The 15,257-nt window shown below is 68.4% G+C and carries 12 protein-coding genes; 2 read left to right on the top strand and 10 right to left on the bottom strand.

All coding sequences use genetic code 11. The features are described from left to right. Positions 1-2: 2 nt before the first annotated feature. The 6 genes from prmB to AB6807_RS06585 all read right to left on the bottom strand — a co-directional run bounded on the left by prmB (position 3) and on the right by AB6807_RS06585 (position 6,392). The gene (gene prmB, locus AB6807_RS06610; protein ID WP_371083955.1) at positions 3-947 is read right to left on the bottom strand and encodes a 50S ribosomal protein L3 N(5)-glutamine methyltransferase; all 945 of its coding nucleotides are present in this window, start codon (positions 945-947) and stop codon (positions 3-5) included. Beyond that, the gene (gene dapE / locus AB6807_RS06605; RefSeq protein ID WP_116907565.1) at positions 944-2,122 is read right to left on the bottom strand and encodes a succinyl-diaminopimelate desuccinylase; all 1,179 of its coding nucleotides are present in this window, start codon (positions 2,120-2,122) and stop codon (positions 944-946) included. Before dapE ends, prmB begins: the two co-directional genes overlap by 4 nt. Positions 2,123-2,147: 25 nt before the next feature. Continuing rightward, positions 2,148-3,296, bottom strand: a complete 1,149-nt coding sequence (locus AB6807_RS06600) for a PilT/PilU family type 4a pilus ATPase (protein WP_371083954.1) — start codon at positions 3,294-3,296, stop codon at positions 2,148-2,150. A 64-nt stretch (positions 3,297-3,360) separates the two neighbouring features. Next, positions 3,361-4,194, bottom strand: coding sequence for a 2,3,4,5-tetrahydropyridine-2,6-dicarboxylate N-succinyltransferase (gene dapD / locus AB6807_RS06595; RefSeq protein WP_371083953.1), 834 nt, complete (start codon positions 4,192-4,194; stop codon positions 3,361-3,363). A gap of 67 nt (positions 4,195-4,261) precedes the next feature. Beyond that, positions 4,262-5,470 (bottom strand): succinyldiaminopimelate transaminase, encoded by a 1,209-nt coding sequence (gene dapC, locus AB6807_RS06590; protein WP_371083952.1) that lies wholly within the window; start codon positions 5,468-5,470, stop codon positions 4,262-4,264. A gap of 31 nt (positions 5,471-5,501) precedes the next feature. Next, positions 5,502-6,392 carry a LysR family transcriptional regulator gene (locus AB6807_RS06585; protein ID WP_371083951.1) on the bottom strand — a complete coding sequence of 297 codons (891 nt, stop codon included), beginning with the start codon at positions 6,390-6,392 and terminating at the stop codon, positions 5,502-5,504. 95 nt (positions 6,393-6,487) lie between these two features. Here AB6807_RS06585 and AB6807_RS06580 point away from each other — a divergent pair, with 95 nt between their 5' ends. After that, complete coding sequence (locus AB6807_RS06580) at positions 6,488-7,495, top strand: zinc-dependent alcohol dehydrogenase family protein (RefSeq protein WP_371083950.1); 1,008 nt, start codon at positions 6,488-6,490, stop codon at positions 7,493-7,495. Positions 7,496-7,530: 35 nt separating this feature from the next. Here the strand turns inward: AB6807_RS06580 and AB6807_RS06575 are convergent, their stop codons facing one another. Beyond that, positions 7,531-8,169 carry a LysE family translocator gene (locus AB6807_RS06575; protein ID WP_371083949.1) on the bottom strand — a complete coding sequence of 213 codons (639 nt, stop codon included), beginning with the start codon at positions 8,167-8,169 and terminating at the stop codon, positions 7,531-7,533. Positions 8,170-8,204: 35 nt separating this feature from the next. Next, positions 8,205-9,551: an amino-acid N-acetyltransferase gene (gene argA / locus AB6807_RS06570; RefSeq protein WP_116907571.1), complete on the bottom strand. Its 1,347-nt coding sequence runs from the start codon at positions 9,549-9,551 to the stop codon at positions 8,205-8,207. 346 nt (positions 9,552-9,897) lie between these two features. Between argA and hrpA the strand changes: the two genes are divergently transcribed. Next, entirely contained in the window at positions 9,898-13,680 is a 3,783-nt protein-coding gene (gene hrpA, locus AB6807_RS06565) for an ATP-dependent RNA helicase HrpA (RefSeq protein ID WP_371084160.1), read from the top strand. An 81-nt stretch (positions 13,681-13,761) separates the two neighbouring features. Here the strand turns inward: hrpA and AB6807_RS06560 are convergent, their stop codons facing one another. Together AB6807_RS06560 and AB6807_RS06555 are read right to left on the bottom strand one after the other, a co-directional pair. Further along, a complete protein-coding gene (locus AB6807_RS06560; protein WP_093122295.1) occupies positions 13,762-13,920 on the bottom strand; it encodes a DUF3309 family protein in 159 nt (52 codons plus the stop codon). A 153-nt stretch (positions 13,921-14,073) separates the two neighbouring features. Next, complete coding sequence (locus tag AB6807_RS06555; protein ID WP_371083948.1) at positions 14,074-15,240, bottom strand: pyridoxal phosphate-dependent aminotransferase; 1,167 nt, start codon at positions 15,238-15,240, stop codon at positions 14,074-14,076. Between the last annotated feature and the right edge of the window lie 17 nt (positions 15,241-15,257).

The following is a 15,257-nucleotide window of genomic DNA, read 5'->3' as shown; positions in this document are numbered from 1 at the left end:
CGCTAACGCGTGCCGGCGCCGGCCTTCGGCGTGGGCGACGTGGTCGACTTGGGTGGCGTGGTCGGTGCGCCCGGTGCGCTCAGTGTGTTCAACGCAGCGCGGGTCACAAGCAAGACCTGGTCCTCGCCCGCCGAAGTTTCCAGCCACACCACCTCGAGCTGCGGGAACGCGGCCTCGAAATAATCGCGCTCGTTGCCAATTTCAAGCACCAGCACGGCCTGCTCGCTCATGTGGGCGGGCGCGTCGGCGAACAGCTGGCGCACGAAATCCATGCCGTCGCTGCCGCCGGCGAGCGCCAGTTCGGGCTCGGCGCGGTATTCGGCGGGCAGGGCGGCCATGCTCTCGCTGTTCACGTAGGGCGGGTTGCACAGCACCAGGTCGTAGGTGCCGGGCACGTTCTTCAGGCCGTCAGATTCGATCAGCGTGACGCGCGCGTCCAGCCGGTGGCGGGTTACGTTGATGGCCGCCACCTCGAGCGCCTCCACCGACAGGTCGGCCGCGGCCACGGTCACGTCCGGGTAGGTCAGGGCGGCCAGCACGGCCAGGCTGCCGTTGCCGGTGCACAGGTCGAGCACGCGCTGCGTGTGCTCGCCGAGCCAGTAGTCGATGCTGCCGTCCGCAATCAGCTCGGCGATGAAGCTGCGCGGCACGATGGCGCGCTCGTCCACGTAGAACGAAACGCCCTGCAGCCAGGCCTCCTTCGTGAGGTAGGCGGCGGGTTTGCGCGTGGCGATGCGTTCGTCGATCAGCGCGCTCACCTTGGCGGCGTCGGCGGGCGACACCGGGGTGTCGGCCACGGCGTCGATGTCGTCCAGCGCCAGCTTCAGGCGCCACAGCACCAGCCAGGCGGCTTCGTCGAAGGCATTGGCGGTGCCGTGGCCGAAGGCCACGCCGGCGTCCTCGAGCCGCTTGGCGCCGGCCTCGATCAGTGCGATGACGGTACTCATGCCGCGAGCGCAGCATCGAGCTGCTTGAGCGTGCGCACGTAGATGTTCTTCAGCGTCTCGATCTCGGCCACCTCGATGTGCTCGTCGATCTTGTGGATGCTGGCGTTCACCGGGCCCAGCTCCACCACCTGCTTGCAGATCTTGGCGATGAAGCGCGCGTCGCTGGTGCCGCCGCTGGTCGACAGCTCGGTCTCGATGCCGGTTTCTTCACGGATGGCGCCCTGCACGGCGCTGACCAGCTCGCCGGGCGTCGTCAGGAAGGGCAGGCCGCCGATGGTCCAGGCCAGCGTGTAGTCGACCTGGTGCGCGTCGAGCACGGCATGCACGCGCTGCTGCAGCGACTCGGGAGTCGACTCGGTCGAGAAGCGGAAGTTGAAGTCGATCACCGCGCTGCCCGGAATCACGTTGCTCGCGCCCGTGCCCGAATGGAAATTGCTGATCTGCCAGCTGGTCGGCTGGAAGTAGGCGTTGCCCGCGTCCCAGCCGCCGGCGGTGTTCAGCGCCACCAGTTCGGCCAGCGCGGGCGCCACCGAATGCACCGGGTTCTTCGCCAGGTGCGGGTAGGCGATGTGGCCCTGCACGCCCTTCACCGTGAGCTTGCCGCTCATGGTGCCGCGGCGGCCGTTCTTGATCATGTCGCCGCAGCGCTCCACCGCGGTTGGTTCGCCGACGATGCAGTAGTCGATCACCTCGCCGCGCGCGGCCAGCGCGTTGCACACCACCACGGTGCCGTCGACGCCGGGGCCTTCCTCGTCGCTGGTGAGCAGCAGCGCGAGCGTGAGCCGGGGCTCAGGCACGGCCTGCAGGAACTCCTCGATGGACACCACGAAGGCCGCCACCGAGGTCTTCATGTCGCAGGCGCCGCGCCCGTACAGCTTGCCGTCGCGGTGCGTGGGCGTGAAGGGGTGGCTGGTCCATTGCTCGACCGGGCCGGTGGGCACCACGTCGGTGTGGCCGGCGAACACGAGCGTCCTGGTTGCGGCCGCACCGTTCGCGGGGCGGCGCACCGCCCACAGGTTGGTCACGCGAAAGTCGGCCGGGCCGCTCTCGATGGTCTCCAGCGTGAAGCCCAGTGCCGCCAGCCGCTCGCCGAGGATCTGTTGGCAGCCCGCGTCGTCCGGGGTGACGGAGGGGCGCGAGATGAGTTGTTCGGCGAGCTGGAGGGTACGGGACATCGAAAAAAAGCCGCAAAGGCGGTGTTCAGAACTTCACGTCGAGCGTGATGTCGGTAAAGGTGGGTTCGTCGACCTGGTCCGTCAGGGCGCGGTCGTCGACTTGCTGCTTGGGTGCGGCGCGGTTCTGCAGGCGCCACATGAGGTTGGTGGGCGAGTCGGCCTGGGCCAGGCCTTCTTCGCGGCTCACGCGCTCGTCGATGACGAGGCGGGCAATGTCTTCCTCGAAGGTCTGCGAGCCTTCGGCCATCGACTTCTCCATGGCCTCCTTGACGGCGGAGAAGTCGCCTTTTTCGATCAGCTCGGCCACCAGCGCGGTGTTCAGCAGCACCTCCAGCGCCGGCACGCGCGCACCGGCGGGCGTGCGCAGCAGGCGCTGCGACACGATGGCGCGCAGCGCGCCGCCCAGGTCGCCCAGCAGGGTGGAGCGCACCTCGACCGGGTAGAAGCTCAGGATGCGGTTGAGCGCGCGGTAGCTGTTGTTGGCGTGCAGCGTGGCCACGCACAGGTGGCCAGACTGCGCATAGGCGATGGCGGCCGTCATGGTCTCGCGGTCGCGAATTTCGCCGATCTGGATCACGTCGGGCGCCTGGCGCAGCGCGTTCTTCAGCGCGATGTGCATCGAGTCGGTGTCGCTGCCCACGTCGCGCTGGTTCACCACCGATTTCTTGTTGGTGAAGGTGTACTCGATCGGCTCCTCGACCGTGAGGATGTGGCCGCTGGCGTTCTCGTTGCGGTAGTCCAGCATCGAGGCCAGCGTGGTGGTCTTGCCGGCGCCGGTGGCGCCCACCATCAGGATCAGCCCGCGCTTTTCCATGATGAGCGTCTTCAGGATGTCGGGCAGGTTCAGTTCGGAAAAGCTCGGAATGGTGCCGCTGATGTGGCGCACCACCACCGCGTAGCTGCCGCGCTGGCGCATGGCGCTCACGCGGTAGTTGCCGGCGCCTTCGAGTGCGACGGCCATGTTCAGTTCGCCGGTGCTTTCCAGTTCCTGGATGCGCGCGGCGGGCACCACTTCGGCCAGCAGGGCCAGCGGTGCCGAGGGCGGCAGCACTTGCGCGTTGATGGGCACGCAGTTGCCGTTGATGCGGATCAGCACCGGGGAGTGAGCCGAGAGGTAGATGTCCGACGCCTTGCGTTCGGCCATCAGGCGAAGAATCCGCTCCATCATGTTCATCGGTCTCTCTCCTCGGGGTGCTGTTGTTCTCTGGGGAAAAGCGATTGCGCCGAGCGCGGCGCGATCAGTCGCGCAGCAGGTCGTTCAGGCTGGTCTTGGAGCGCGTTTGCGCGTCGACCGTCTTCACGATGATCGCGGCGTAGCTGCTGTAGTCCTGGCCCGACTTGGTCTTCTTGGGCAGGTTGCCGCTGATGACCACGCTGCCGGCCGGCACGCGGCCGTACGAGATTTCGCCGGTGTCGCGGTTGAAGATCGGGGTGCTCTGGCCCAGGTACACGCCCATGCCCAGCACCGAGTTTTCTTCGACGATCACGCCTTCGACCACTTCGGAGCGCGCGCCGATGAAGCAGTTGTCCTCGATGATGGTCGGGTTGGCCTGCAGGGGCTCGAGCACGCCGCCCAGGCCCACGCCGCCCGACAGGTGCACGTTGGCACCAACCTGCGCGCACGAACCCACGGTGGCCCAGGTGTCGACCATGGTGCCTTCGCCCACGTAGGCGCCGATGTTCACGTACGAGGGCATCAGGATCGCGCCCTTGGCGATGAAGCTGCCGCGGCGGGCCACGGCCGGCGGCACGATGCGCACGCCCGATTCCTTCAGCTCGTTGGCCGACAGGTGCGAGAACTTGGTGGGCACCTTGTCGTAGAAGCCGAGCGAGCCGGCCTGGATCTGCTCGTTGTCCTTCAGGCGGAACGACAGCAGCACGGCCTTCTTGATCCACTGGTGCACCGTCCACTTGCCCACGCTTTCACGGGTGGCCACGCGCAGCTTGCCGTTGTTGAGCTCGGTGATCACGTGCTCCACGGCGTCGCGCACTTCGGCAGGGGCGGCGGAGATCGAGATGTTGGCGCGGTCTTCCCACGCGGCGTCGATGATTTGTTGCAGTTGCTGGGTCATGGAGAAAGTCTCGGGTGAAAAATGGGTGCAGGGGAAAACGGAACGGCCAACCGGTGGGCCCGTGGGTTCAGCGGCCGTCCTTGACGAACCGCACGATGCGCTCGGCCGCCTCGACGCATTCGGCCGTTTCAGCCACCAGCGCCATGCGGATGCGGCCCCGGCCGGGGTTGGCGCTGTGGTCGGTGTCGCGCGCCAGATAGCTCCCCGGCAAAACCGTGACATTGTATTGAGCGTAGAGCGCGCGGGCGAAGGCCTCGTCGTCGCCAGCCCACACTTCGGGCACGCCGGCCCAGAGGTAGAAACTGGCGTCGGGCAGGCGCACGTCGAGCACCGGCTCCAGCAGCGGCGTGACGGCCGCGAACTTGGCGCGGTACTTGGCGCGGTTCTCCACCACATGGGCCTCGTCGCCCCAGGCCGCGATGCTGGCCGCGCCCACGGTGCCGCTCATGGCGCTGCCGTGGTAGGTGCGGTAGAGCAGGAACTTCTTGATGATGGCCGCGTCGCCGGCCACGAAGCCGCTGCGCAGGCCGGGCACGTTGCTGCGCTTGGACAGCGAGGTCAGCGCGATCAGGTTCCTGAAGTCGGGCCGGCCCAGTTGCACCGAGGCCTCGAGGCCGCTCAGCGGCGGCTCGTCGCGGAAATAGATTTCGCTGTAGCACTCGTCGGCCGCGATCACGAAGCCGTGGCGGTCCGACAGCGCGAAGAGCTTCTTCCACTCGTCCAGCGCCATCACCGCGCCCGTGGGGTTGCCGGGCGAGCAGACGAACACCAGCTGCGTGCGGGCCCAGACGGCCTCGGGCACGCTGTCCCAGTCGACCGCGAAATTGCGCGCGGGCACGCTCGGCACGTAGTACGGCTCGGCGCCCGAGAGCAGGGCCGCGCCTTCGTAGATTTGATAGAACGGGTTGGGCGAAATCACCACCGGCGGGGGCGACACGGTGGGGTCGATCACGGTCTGCGCCAGCGAGAACAGCGCCTCGCGTGACCCGTTGACGGGCAGCACCTGCGTGGCCGGGTCGAGCGACAGGCTGTAGCGCGTGCGCAGCCAGTCGGTGAAGGCGGTGCGCAGCTTCAGGTCGCCGGCGGTGGCCGGGTAGGCGGCCAGGGCGCCGAGGCTGGCGCTCAGCGCCTCCTTGATGAATGCCGGTGTGGCGTGCTTGGGTTCGCCGATGCCCAGGCTGATGGCGGGGAATTCGGGGTTGGGCGTGACGCCCGCGAACAGTTGCTTCAGCCGCTCGAAGGGATAGGGCTGCAACCTGGAGAGCAAGGGATTCATGCCCGGGATTATCGGCGACGGGGTGGCGCCCTCATGACGCCAGTGCCTGCGTGGTGGCCTCGACCAGCGCGCGCAGCCGCGCCAGGCGCCGCAGGTCGCGGTGGTAGCCCAGCCACACGTCGCGCCCCGGTGGCGCTTCGCCCAGGTCCACGCGCACCAGCCCCGGCATGGCGTCGCCCAGCGCCACGGGCAGCACGGCCAGGCCGATGCCGGCGGCGCACAGGCGCGCCTGTACCTCGCGGTTGTTGCTGCCGAACGCGGTGCGGGCCTTGGGCAGCATGCGGCGCAGCCAGGCCATGTCGGGAAAGTCGCGGTACGCGCTGTCGAGCGTGACCAGCACGCTGCCTTCGCCGTCGCCCGCCACCGGATGCGGCTGGCCGATGGCGGCATACAGGGCGTAGCGCATGTGCATCAGCTTGCGCTGCAGGATGTACGGCTCGTCGAAGGGCTGGATGCGAAACACCAGGTCGGCCTCGCGGCGCGCCAGGTTCAGCAGGCGGGCGTCGGTGAGCAGCTCGACGCTGACGCCCGGATGCTGCTTGAGAAACCCGGCCAGCACCGGCGACAGCACATGCACGCCGAACCAGTCCGACGACGACACCCGCAGCGAGCCTTCGAGCTGCTGCCCGCTGCCCGCGAGCTCGCGCTGGAAGGCCAGCGCCTGTTCTTCCATGCGCTCCGCGTGGCCGAGCACCGATTCGCCCTCGGCCGTGAGCACGAAGCCGTCCGGCGTGCGCTGGAACAGCGTGAGCGACAGGCTGGCCTCCAGCGCCTTCAGCCGGCGGCCCATGGTGGGTTGCGACAGGCCGGTTTGCCGCGCGGCCGCCATGAGCGTACCGGTGCGGGCAATGGCGAGAAACACGCGGATGTCGCTCCATTCCATCGGCGCCAGCGGCTTGGAAGCTTGTGCGTTGTCATTCATTTTTGAATGATAAGACTTCATTTATGTCAATTTACTTGCAGTTGTGTTGATCGAACAATCGATCCATCGACTCACCACAACCAAGGAATTCCGCCATGACAACGTCTCTCCCCACCATGCGCGCCGCCGTGCTCGATGCCGCCGGCCAGCCCTTTCGCATCACCGAACTCACCCGGCCCGTGCCCACCGAGGGCCAGGTGCTGGTGCGCATCCACGCCGCCGGTGTGAACCCGCTGGACACCAAGATCCGCGCCGGCCAGGCGGCCCACGCGCAACAGCCGCTTCCCTCGGTGCTCGGCATGGACCTGGCCGGTGTGGTCGAGGCGTTCGGCCCGGGCGTGAAGAAGTTCAGGCGCGGCGACGAGGTCTACGGCCTGGCCGGCGGCATCGGCGGGCTGCAGGGCACGCTCGCGGAATACACCGCGGTCGGCGCCGACCTGCTGGCGCTGAAGCCCCACAACCTCAGCATGCGCGAGGCCGCGGGCATTCCGCTGGTGTTCATCACGGCCTGGGAAGGGCTGGTGGACCGCGCGAAGACGCAGGCCGGCCAGACGGTGCTGGTGCATGGCGGGGCGGGCGGCGTCGGGCACATGGCGGTGCAGCTCGCGCATTCGCTGGGCGCCAGGGTGTTCGCCACCGGCAGCCCCGCGCAGGCCGAGACCATCCGCCGCCTGGGCGGAACACCGATCGACTACACGACGGCCTCGGTGGACGACTACGTCGCGCAGCACACCGCCGGCGAGGGCTTCGACGTGGTGTACGACACCGTGGGCGGCGCGGTGCTAGACGCGTCCTTCAGCGCCGCGCGCCGCTACGGCGGCCACGTGGTCAGCTGCCTGGGCTGGGGCACCCACAAGCTGGCGCCGCTGTCGTTCCGTGCCGCGACCTATTCGGGCGTGTTCACGCTGCTGCCGATGATCACGGGCCGCGGCCGGGCGCACCACGGCGAGATCCTGGAAGCGGCGAGCCGGCTGGCCGAAGCCGGCCGGTTGCTGCCGCTGATGGATGCGCGCCGCTTCACGCTGGCGCAGGCTACTTCGGCGCACGAGGCCATCGAAGCCGGCAACGCCCAGGGCCGCATCGTGGTCGACATCGTGGCCTGAACGAGGACCGAGGACCGCCCCCGAGGCCCGCTGGTTCAGGCCGCGCTGCGCCGGTAGAACGCCAGCGAGCCGGCCAGCGCCAGCAGCATGCCGCCGCAGGCGCGGTCGATCCAGCGCGTGGCCGACACGGTCAGCAGCCGGATCGCCCGGGCGCCGACGAAGGCATAGGCCAGCATCACCGTCATGTCGAGCGCCGCGAAGATCAGCGCAATCACCAGGTACTGCGGCGCCTGCGCGGCCGTCGGGTCGATGAACTGCGGGAGCAGCGCCGAGCAGAAGATGTAGCCCTTCGGGTTGGTCACCGCCACGAAGAAGGACTTGAAGAAGATGCGCCGGCTTTCGTGCGCCGTGACCGATGCGGCGGCGTCCGCGAGCGGCAGTTGCAGTCCGCCCCTGGAGCGCAGCATGCGCAGCCCCAGCCACGCCAGGTACGCCGCGCCCACCCACTTGAGCATCGAGAACCAGAACTCCGACGCCGCCAGCAGCGCGCCCAGGCCGAGGGCCACCGCGCCGACCAGCACGAAGTCAGAAAGCACCGCCCCCAGCATGCCCGGCAGCGCGCGCCGCACGCCGTGGCGCGAGCCGTTGCTCAGCGCCAGCAGCACCGTGGGGCCGGGCGTGGCGATGGCGGCGAAGGCGACGAGGGCGAAGAGCAGGGCGGTGGCGAGCGTCATCGGGCGGTCTCCTTCTTGAGGGCGTCAGAAGTGCTTCAGATCTTCTTCACGAGCACCTGGCTCTTGCGGTCCCAGTTGTACTTGCGCTTGCGCGCCTCGGGCAGCCAGTCGGGGTTGACCTGCTGGAAACCGCGCTTCAGGAACCAGTGCATGGTGCGCGTGGTGAGCACGAAGATGCTTTCCAGCCCCATCGACTTGGCGCGGTGCTCGATGCGCTTCAGGATGCGTTCGCCGTCGCCTTGCGACTGCGACAGCGGCGACACGGTCAGCGCCGCCATCTCGGCGGTCTTGGCCTCGGGGTACGGGTAGAGCGCCGCGCAGCCGAAGATCACGCCGTCGTGCTCGATCACCGTGTAGTGGCCCACATCGCGCTCGATCTCGGTGCGGTCGCGCTTGACCAGCGTACCGTCGCGCTCGAAAGGCTCGATGAGCTGCAGGATGCCGCCGATGTCGTCCACCGACGCTTCGCGCAGGCTTTCGAGCTTTTCGTCGATCACCATGGTGCCCACGCCGTCGTGCACGTACACCTCCAGCAGCAGCGAGCCGTCCAGCGCGAACGGAAGGATGTGGTTGCGCTCCACGCCGGCCTTGCAGGCCTTCACGCAGTGCTGCAGGTAGAAGGCGGTGTCCGTCGGCTTCTGCGCGGGCGGCAGCGAGGCCAGCAGCTTCTCGGCGGCGTCCAGCGGCAGCTCGGTGTCGATCGGGTTGTCTTCGCTTTCGGGCAGCTCGCTGTCCATGCGGATGCCCGGGATCTCGGTCAGGAAGATCAGCTTGTCGGCCTGGATCGAGATGGCCACGCTGGTGGCCACTTCTTCCATCGTCAGGTTGAAGGCCTCGCCGGTGGGCGAGAAGCCGAAGGGCGACATGAGCACCATCGCGCCGAAGTCCAGCGTGCGGCGGATGCCGGCCGAATCGACCTTGCGCACCAGGCCCGAATGCTTGAAGTCGACCCCGTCGACCACACCCACGGGGCGCGCGGTGATGAAGTTGCCCGAAATGACCCGCACCGTGGAGCCGGCCATCGGCGTGTTCGGCAGGCCCTGGCTGAAGGCGGCCTCGATCTCGTAGCGCAACTGGCCGGCGGCCTCCTGCGCGGAGTCGAGCGCGACCTCGTCGGTGATGCGGATGCCGTGCGAGTAGCGCGCCTCGTGGCCCTTGGCCGCGAGCTGCTCGTTGACCTGCGGGCGAAAGCCGTGCACCAGCACGATCTTCACGCCCATGCTCTGGATCAAAGCCAGGTCTTGCGCGATGTTCTGCAGCTTGCCCGCCGCGATCGCCTCGCCCGCGAGGCCGACCACGAAAGTCTTACCGCGATGCGTGTGGATGTAGGGCGCGACCGAGCGGAACCACGGCACGAAGGTGAAATTGAAGACGGTGGACATGGGGCGTGATTGTGCATTCATGACGCGTCGTTTGCCTGACCTCGAGCTGCTTGTGGCCGAGCGCCGCCGCAGCCCGCACGGCCTCGGCCTTGCCCGTCCAGAGCACGGGCTCGGCCGTGCGGGCCGACACGGGCTCGGCCGCGCGGGCCGATAATCCGCGGTTCGCCTTCATGCATGCCCGGCATGCCGGACGCTCCCGACCGAAGACTGCCTTCCCTTGACGACCACGACCCCTTCCGCACCCCCGGCGCCATCGGCGCCAGTGCCATCCCCTCCGGCACGCTCGACCCCGTTGCGCATCGAGTTCCCCGAATCGCTTCCCGTCTCGGGCCGGCGCGACGAGATCATGGCCGCCATCCAGGCGCACCAGGTCGTGATCGTCTGCGGCGAGACGGGCTCGGGCAAGACCACGCAGCTGCCGAAGATCGCGCTCGCGCTGGGCCGCGGCAAGCTGAACGCCGAGCCGGGCAAGGGCCGCCTCATCGGCCACACGCAGCCGCGCCGCATTGCCGCGAGCTCGGTGGCCAAGCGCATCGCCGAGGAGCTGAAGACGCCGCTGGGCGACGTGGTCGGCTTCAAGGTGCGCTTCCAGGACCGGCTGAGCCGCGACGCCTCGGTGAAGCTCATGACCGACGGCATCCTGCTGGCCGAGACGCAGACCGACCCGCTGCTGAAGGCCTACGACACGCTCATCATCGACGAGGCCCACGAGCGCTCGCTGAACATCGACTTCCTGCTGGGCTACCTGCGCGAGATCCTGCCGCGCCGGCCCGACCTGAAGGTGATCGTCACCTCGGCCACCATCGACGCCGACCGCTTCGCGCAGCACTTCGCCTCGGCCAAGGGCCCGGCGCCGACCATCATGGTGTCGGGGCGCACCTTTCCGGTGGAGCAGCGCTACCGGCCGTTCGAGGAGTCGCGCGAGCACGACCTGAACGACGCCATTGCCGACGCGGTCGACGAGCTGTGGCGCGACCCGCACAACGCGGGCGACATCCTGATCTTCCTGCCCGGCGAGCGCGAGATCCGCGAGGCCGCCGACCACCTGCGCCGCCACGTCAGCCACCAGCCGCTGTTTCGCAGCGCCGAGGTGCTGCCGCTGTTCGCGCGGCTCTCGGGGCCCGAGCAGGACCGCATCTTCGAAAGCCACAACGGCCGGCGCATCGTGCTGGCGACCAACGTGGCCGAAACCTCGCTCACCGTGCCGGGCATCCGCTACGTGATCGACACCGGCACGGCGCGCGTCAAGCGCTACAGCTTTCGCAGCAAGGTCGAGCAACTTCTGGTCGAGCCGATCAGCCAGGCCGCGGCCAACCAGCGCGCCGGGCGCTGCGGGCGCGTGGCGAACGGCATCTGCATCCGGCTGTACGACGAGAAAGACTTCGACGGCCGCCCGCGCTTCACCGACCCCGAAATCCTGCGCTCGTCGCTCGCGGGCGTCATCCTGCGCATGAAGTCGCTGCGCCTGGGCGACGTGGCGCGCTTTCCGTTCCTGGAGGCGCCGTCGCCGCGCGCCATCGCCGACGGCTACCAGCTGCTCAACGAACTGGGCGCGGTCGACGACGCCAACGAGCTCACGCAGACCGGCGCCGAGCTGTCGCGGCTGCCGCTGGACCCGCGCGTGGGCCGCATGATCCTGGAGGCCCGCTCGCGCGGCGCGCTCGAAGAAGTGCTGGTCATCGCGTCGGCCCTGAGCGTGCAGGACGTGCGCGACCGGCCGATGGAAGCGCAGCAGCAGGCCGACCAGGCGCATTCGAAGTTCGACGACGACAAGAGCGAGTTCAGCGGCTACCTGCGGCTGTGGAAATGGATTGCCGACGCACGCGGCGGGCATGGCGACACCCACAAGCTCAGCAACCGCCAGTACGAGCAATTACTGCGGCAGAACTTCATCAACATCCGCCGCGTGCGCGAGTGGCGCGACATTCATTCGCAGCTGCTCACGGTCGTCACCGAGCACAAGTGGCGCCTCAACAGCGAGCCCGCGGGCTACGAGCCGCTGCACCTGTCGATGCTGGCCGGCCTGCTGGGCAACGTGGGCTGGAAGCTGGAAGACGACGAGGCCTACCTGGGCGCGCGCGGCATCAAGTTCTACAAGCACCCCGGCGCCCACCTGAAGAAGAAGCCGGGCCGCTGGATCGTCGCGGCCGAGCTGGTGGAGACCACGCGGCTCTTCGGGCGCGGCGTGGCCAACATCGAGCCGCAGTGGCTGGAGCAGATTGCCGGCCACCTGCTGAAGAAGCAGCTGCTCGACCCGCATTGGGAGAAAAAGGGCGCGCAGGTCTCGGCGCTGGAGCGCGCCACGCTGTACGGCCTGGTGGTGTACAGCGGGCGACGCGTCGACTTCACCAAGGTCGACCCGGTGGCGGCGCGCGAGATCTTCATTCGCGAGGCGCTGGTCGCCGGGCAGTGGGAAACGAAATTTCCCTTCCTGCAGGCCAACCGCAAGCTGGTGCGAGAGGTCGAGGGGCTGGAGCACAAGTCGCGCCGGCAGGACGTGCTGGTCGACGACGAGCTGATCTTCGCCTTCTACGACGCGCAGCTGCCCGCCGACGTGGCCAGCGGCATCACCTTCGAGCACTGGTACCGGCAGGCCACGAAGGAGCAGCCGCGCCTGCTGTTCCTCACGCGTGAAGAGCTCATGCGCCACCAGGCGGCGGGCATCACCACGCAGTCGTTCCCGGCGACGCTGCGCCTGGGCGGCGTGGACTGCGCCGCCACCTACCTGCACGAACCCGGCGACGCGAAGGACGGCCTCACGGTCAGCGTGCCGCTTTTCGTGCTGAACCAGGTGAGCGAGGAGCGCTGCGAGTGGCTGGTGACGGGCATGCTCAAGGACAAGATCCAGGCGCTGCTCAAGAGCCTGCCGCAGCGCCCGCGCTCGCGGCTGGTGCCGCTGCCCGAGTCGGCGACCAAGCTGGCCGAGGCGCTGTCAGAGCCCGAGCTGTTCGGCACCGGCTCGCTGACCGACGTGCTGCTCAAGCGCGTGCGCGACATGACAAGCATCGACGTGAAGCGCGCCGACTTCAAGCTGGACATGCTGGCGCCGCACCTGTTCATGAACCTGCGTGTCGTCGACGAGCATGGTCGCCAGCTGGGTATGGGCCGCAACCTGGGCGCGCTGAAGGCCGAGCTGGGCGCGCAGGCACGTGGCGCGTTCCAGGCGCTGGCGGGGCTGAATGTGAAGGCGTCGCCCGAGAAGAAGGCCGACGCATCCGACGAGGGCGCGAAGGCGCCCGCCAAGGCCGCCAGCGCGCCCGCGCCGGCCGCCTTGCCCGCGGGCCAGCGCTACACGGCCTGGACCTTCGGCGAGCTGCCCGAGCTGATGGAAGTGCGCCGCGGCGCGCAGTCGCTCATTGGCTTTCCGGCGTTGCGCGACGAGGGCGACGCCGTGACCATCGAGGTGTTCGACGAGCCCGCGGTGGCCGCGGCCAAGCACCGCGCAGGCCTGCGCCGGCTGTTCGCGCTGCAGCTGAAAGACGCGCTCAAGTACCTCGAGAAGAACATCCCCGACCTGCAGAAGATGTCGGTGGCCTACATGCCGCTGGGCACGTCGGAAGAGCTGCGCACGCAGATCATCGACGTGGCCATCGACCGCGCCTTCCTGCAGGAGCCGTTGCCCACCGACGAGTTCGCTTTCAAGAAGCGGCTGGAGGAGGGCCGCGGCCGCCTCACGCTGATCGCCAACGAAGTGGCGCGGCTGGCCTCGACCATCCTGGTGGAGTACGCCGCGGCCGCGCGCAAGATCAAGGACACCAAGATCCAGCCCGATGCCGTGCAGGACGCCGCACAGCAGCTGCAGCGCCTGGTCGGCAAGCGCTTCATCGCCGATGCGCCGTGGACGCAGCTGCAGCACTTTGCGCGCTACCTGAAGGCCATCGTGCTGCGGCTGGACAAGCTGCGCGCAGACCCGGCGCGCGACGCCGCCAAGCTGGCCGAGCTGAAGCCGCAGGACCAGCGCTACTGGCGCCTGGTGGCCGAGCGCAAGGGCGTGGTGGACGACCGCATGCTCGAGTTCCGCTGGCTGCTCGAGGAGCTGCGCGTGAGCTTCTTCGCGCAGGAGCTGCGCACGCCGCAGCCGGTGAGCGTGAAGCGGCTCGACAAGGCGTGGGGGCAGTTGCAGGCCTGAGAAGCGGCGCTGTTCATGCCGACGCGCGCAAACAAAAAAAAGCCCGCTTTCGCGGGCTTTTTCATGGGCTGCTCGCCGGGCCTATATGCGACCCATGAGCACCAGGATGACGATGATGACGACGATCAGGCCGACGCCGCCGCTGGGTCCGTAGCCCCAGGACCGGCTGTAACCCCAGCTCGGCAGCGCGCCGATCAGTATCAGGATCAGGACGATCAGCAGAATGAACGAGAGCGACATGGTTTCTCCAGGGCAGTTGTTGTGATGAGCCTTGATGCTCCTCCCGCCCCGTCGCCTGGATCGCCGGAGAGCGGCCCCTTCGGCGGTCAGCCAACGTCCTACCGCCGCGTCATTGCCGGGGCCGGGAGCCGTCGGCGCTGAACCCGTGGCGCGTCAGAGCCGCGCCAGCCGCTCCAACGCCGCGAGCAAGGTCTCGTCCTTCTTGGCGAAGCAGAACCGCACCACGCGCTGGTCGAAACCGTTGCCGTAGAACGCCGACAGCGGGATGGCGGCCACGCCGATCTCGCTCGTGAGCCAGAGGCAGAAGTCGGCTTCCGACAGGTCGCTCACCGCCGAGATGTCGACGCACTGGAAGTAGCTGCCCTCGCTGCGCAGCAGCTTGAAGCGCGTCTTCTCGGCCAGGCCGGCGGCGAACAGGTCGCGCTTGCGCTGGTAGAAAGCCGGCAGCTCCAGGTAGGGCTTGGGCTCGGCCATGTAGCGCGCCAGGGCATGCTGCATGGGCGTGTTCACGGTGAACACGTTGAACTGGTGCACCTTGCGGAATTCGGCCATCAGCGGTGCCGGCGCCGCCACGAAGCCGACCTTCCAGCCGGTGACGTGGTAGGTCTTGCCGAAGCTGCTCACGATGAAGCTGCGCGCGGCCAGGCCCGCGAAGCGCGCCACGCTTTCGTGGCGGGCGCTGTCGAACACCATGTGCTCGTACACCTCGTCGCTGATCACGAACACGTCGGTGGGCGCCAGCAGCTCTTCGAGCTTGCGCATCTCGGCCTCGGTCCAGACCGTGGCGCTCGGGTTGTGCGGCGTGTTGATGATGATGGCGCGCGTGCGCGGCGTGAGCGCGGCGGCGATCTTGTCGAAGTCGGGGCGGAAGGTGCCGGGCACGAGCGGCACGCGCACCACGCTGCCACCGGCCAGCTCGATGTTGGGCACGTAGCTGTCGTAGCAGGGCTCCAGCACGATCACCTCGTCACCCGGGCGCACCACCGCGAGGATGGCCGTGATGATGGCCTGCGTGGCGCCGGCGGTGACGGTGATTTCGCTGGCGGCGCTGTACGTGTGGCCATACAGCGCCAAGATCTTTGCGGCGATGGCGTCGCGCAGCGCCGGAATGCCCGGCATCGGCGGGTACTGGTTGTGGCCCGCGGCCATGGCGGCCGTCACGTCTTCGAGCAGCTTCGGATCGCAGTTGAAATCCGGAAAGCCCTGGCCCAGGTTGACCGCGTTCTTCTCGGCGGCCAGGGTCGACATGACCGTGAAGATGGTGGTGCCGACGGAGGGCAGCTTGGTGCCGACGTCGGGCGTGCGTGGTGACGTGCTCATGATGTTCGTGATTTTGC

Source organism: Variovorax sp. RCC_210, from assembly GCF_041355175.1.
Taxonomy (GTDB): Bacteria; Pseudomonadota; Gammaproteobacteria; order Burkholderiales; family Burkholderiaceae_C; genus Variovorax.
The sequence above is the reverse complement of the archived record's forward strand: the minus strand, read 5'-3'. Positions and strand labels throughout refer to the sequence as shown.

Bases quoted from the DNA above. Each gene is read 5' to 3' on its own strand.
- AB6807_RS06575 (WP_371083949.1), bottom strand. From the start codon at position 8,169: ATGACGCTCGCCACCGCCCTGCTCTTCGCCCTCGTCGCCTTCGCCGCC.
- AB6807_RS06580 (WP_371083950.1), top strand. From the start codon at position 6,488: ATGACAACGTCTCTCCCCACCATGCGCGCCGCCGTGCTCGATGCCGCC.
- AB6807_RS06560 (WP_093122295.1), bottom strand. From the start codon at position 13,920: ATGTCGCTCTCGTTCATTCTGCTGATCGTCCTGATCCTGATACTGATC.
- dapD (WP_371083953.1), bottom strand. From the start codon at position 4,194: ATGACCCAGCAACTGCAACAAATCATCGACGCCGCGTGGGAAGACCGC.
- dapC (WP_371083952.1), bottom strand. From the start codon at position 5,470: ATGAATCCCTTGCTCTCCAGGTTGCAGCCCTATCCCTTCGAGCGGCTG.
- AB6807_RS06585 (WP_371083951.1), bottom strand. From the start codon at position 6,392: ATGAATGACAACGCACAAGCTTCCAAGCCGCTGGCGCCGATGGAATGG.
- dapE (WP_116907565.1), bottom strand. From the start codon at position 2,122: ATGTCCCGTACCCTCCAGCTCGCCGAACAACTCATCTCGCGCCCCTCC.
- hrpA (WP_371084160.1), top strand. From the start codon at position 9,898: ATGGCCGCCATCCAGGCGCACCAGGTCGTGATCGTCTGCGGCGAGACG.
- AB6807_RS06600 (WP_371083954.1), bottom strand. From the start codon at position 3,296: ATGAACATGATGGAGCGGATTCTTCGCCTGATGGCCGAACGCAAGGCG.
- prmB (WP_371083955.1), bottom strand. From the start codon at position 947: ATGAGTACCGTCATCGCACTGATCGAGGCCGGCGCCAAGCGGCTCGAG.
- argA (WP_116907571.1), bottom strand. From the start codon at position 9,551: ATGTCCACCGTCTTCAATTTCACCTTCGTGCCGTGGTTCCGCTCGGTC.
- AB6807_RS06555 (WP_371083948.1), bottom strand. From the start codon at position 15,240: ATGAGCACGTCACCACGCACGCCCGACGTCGGCACCAAGCTGCCCTCC.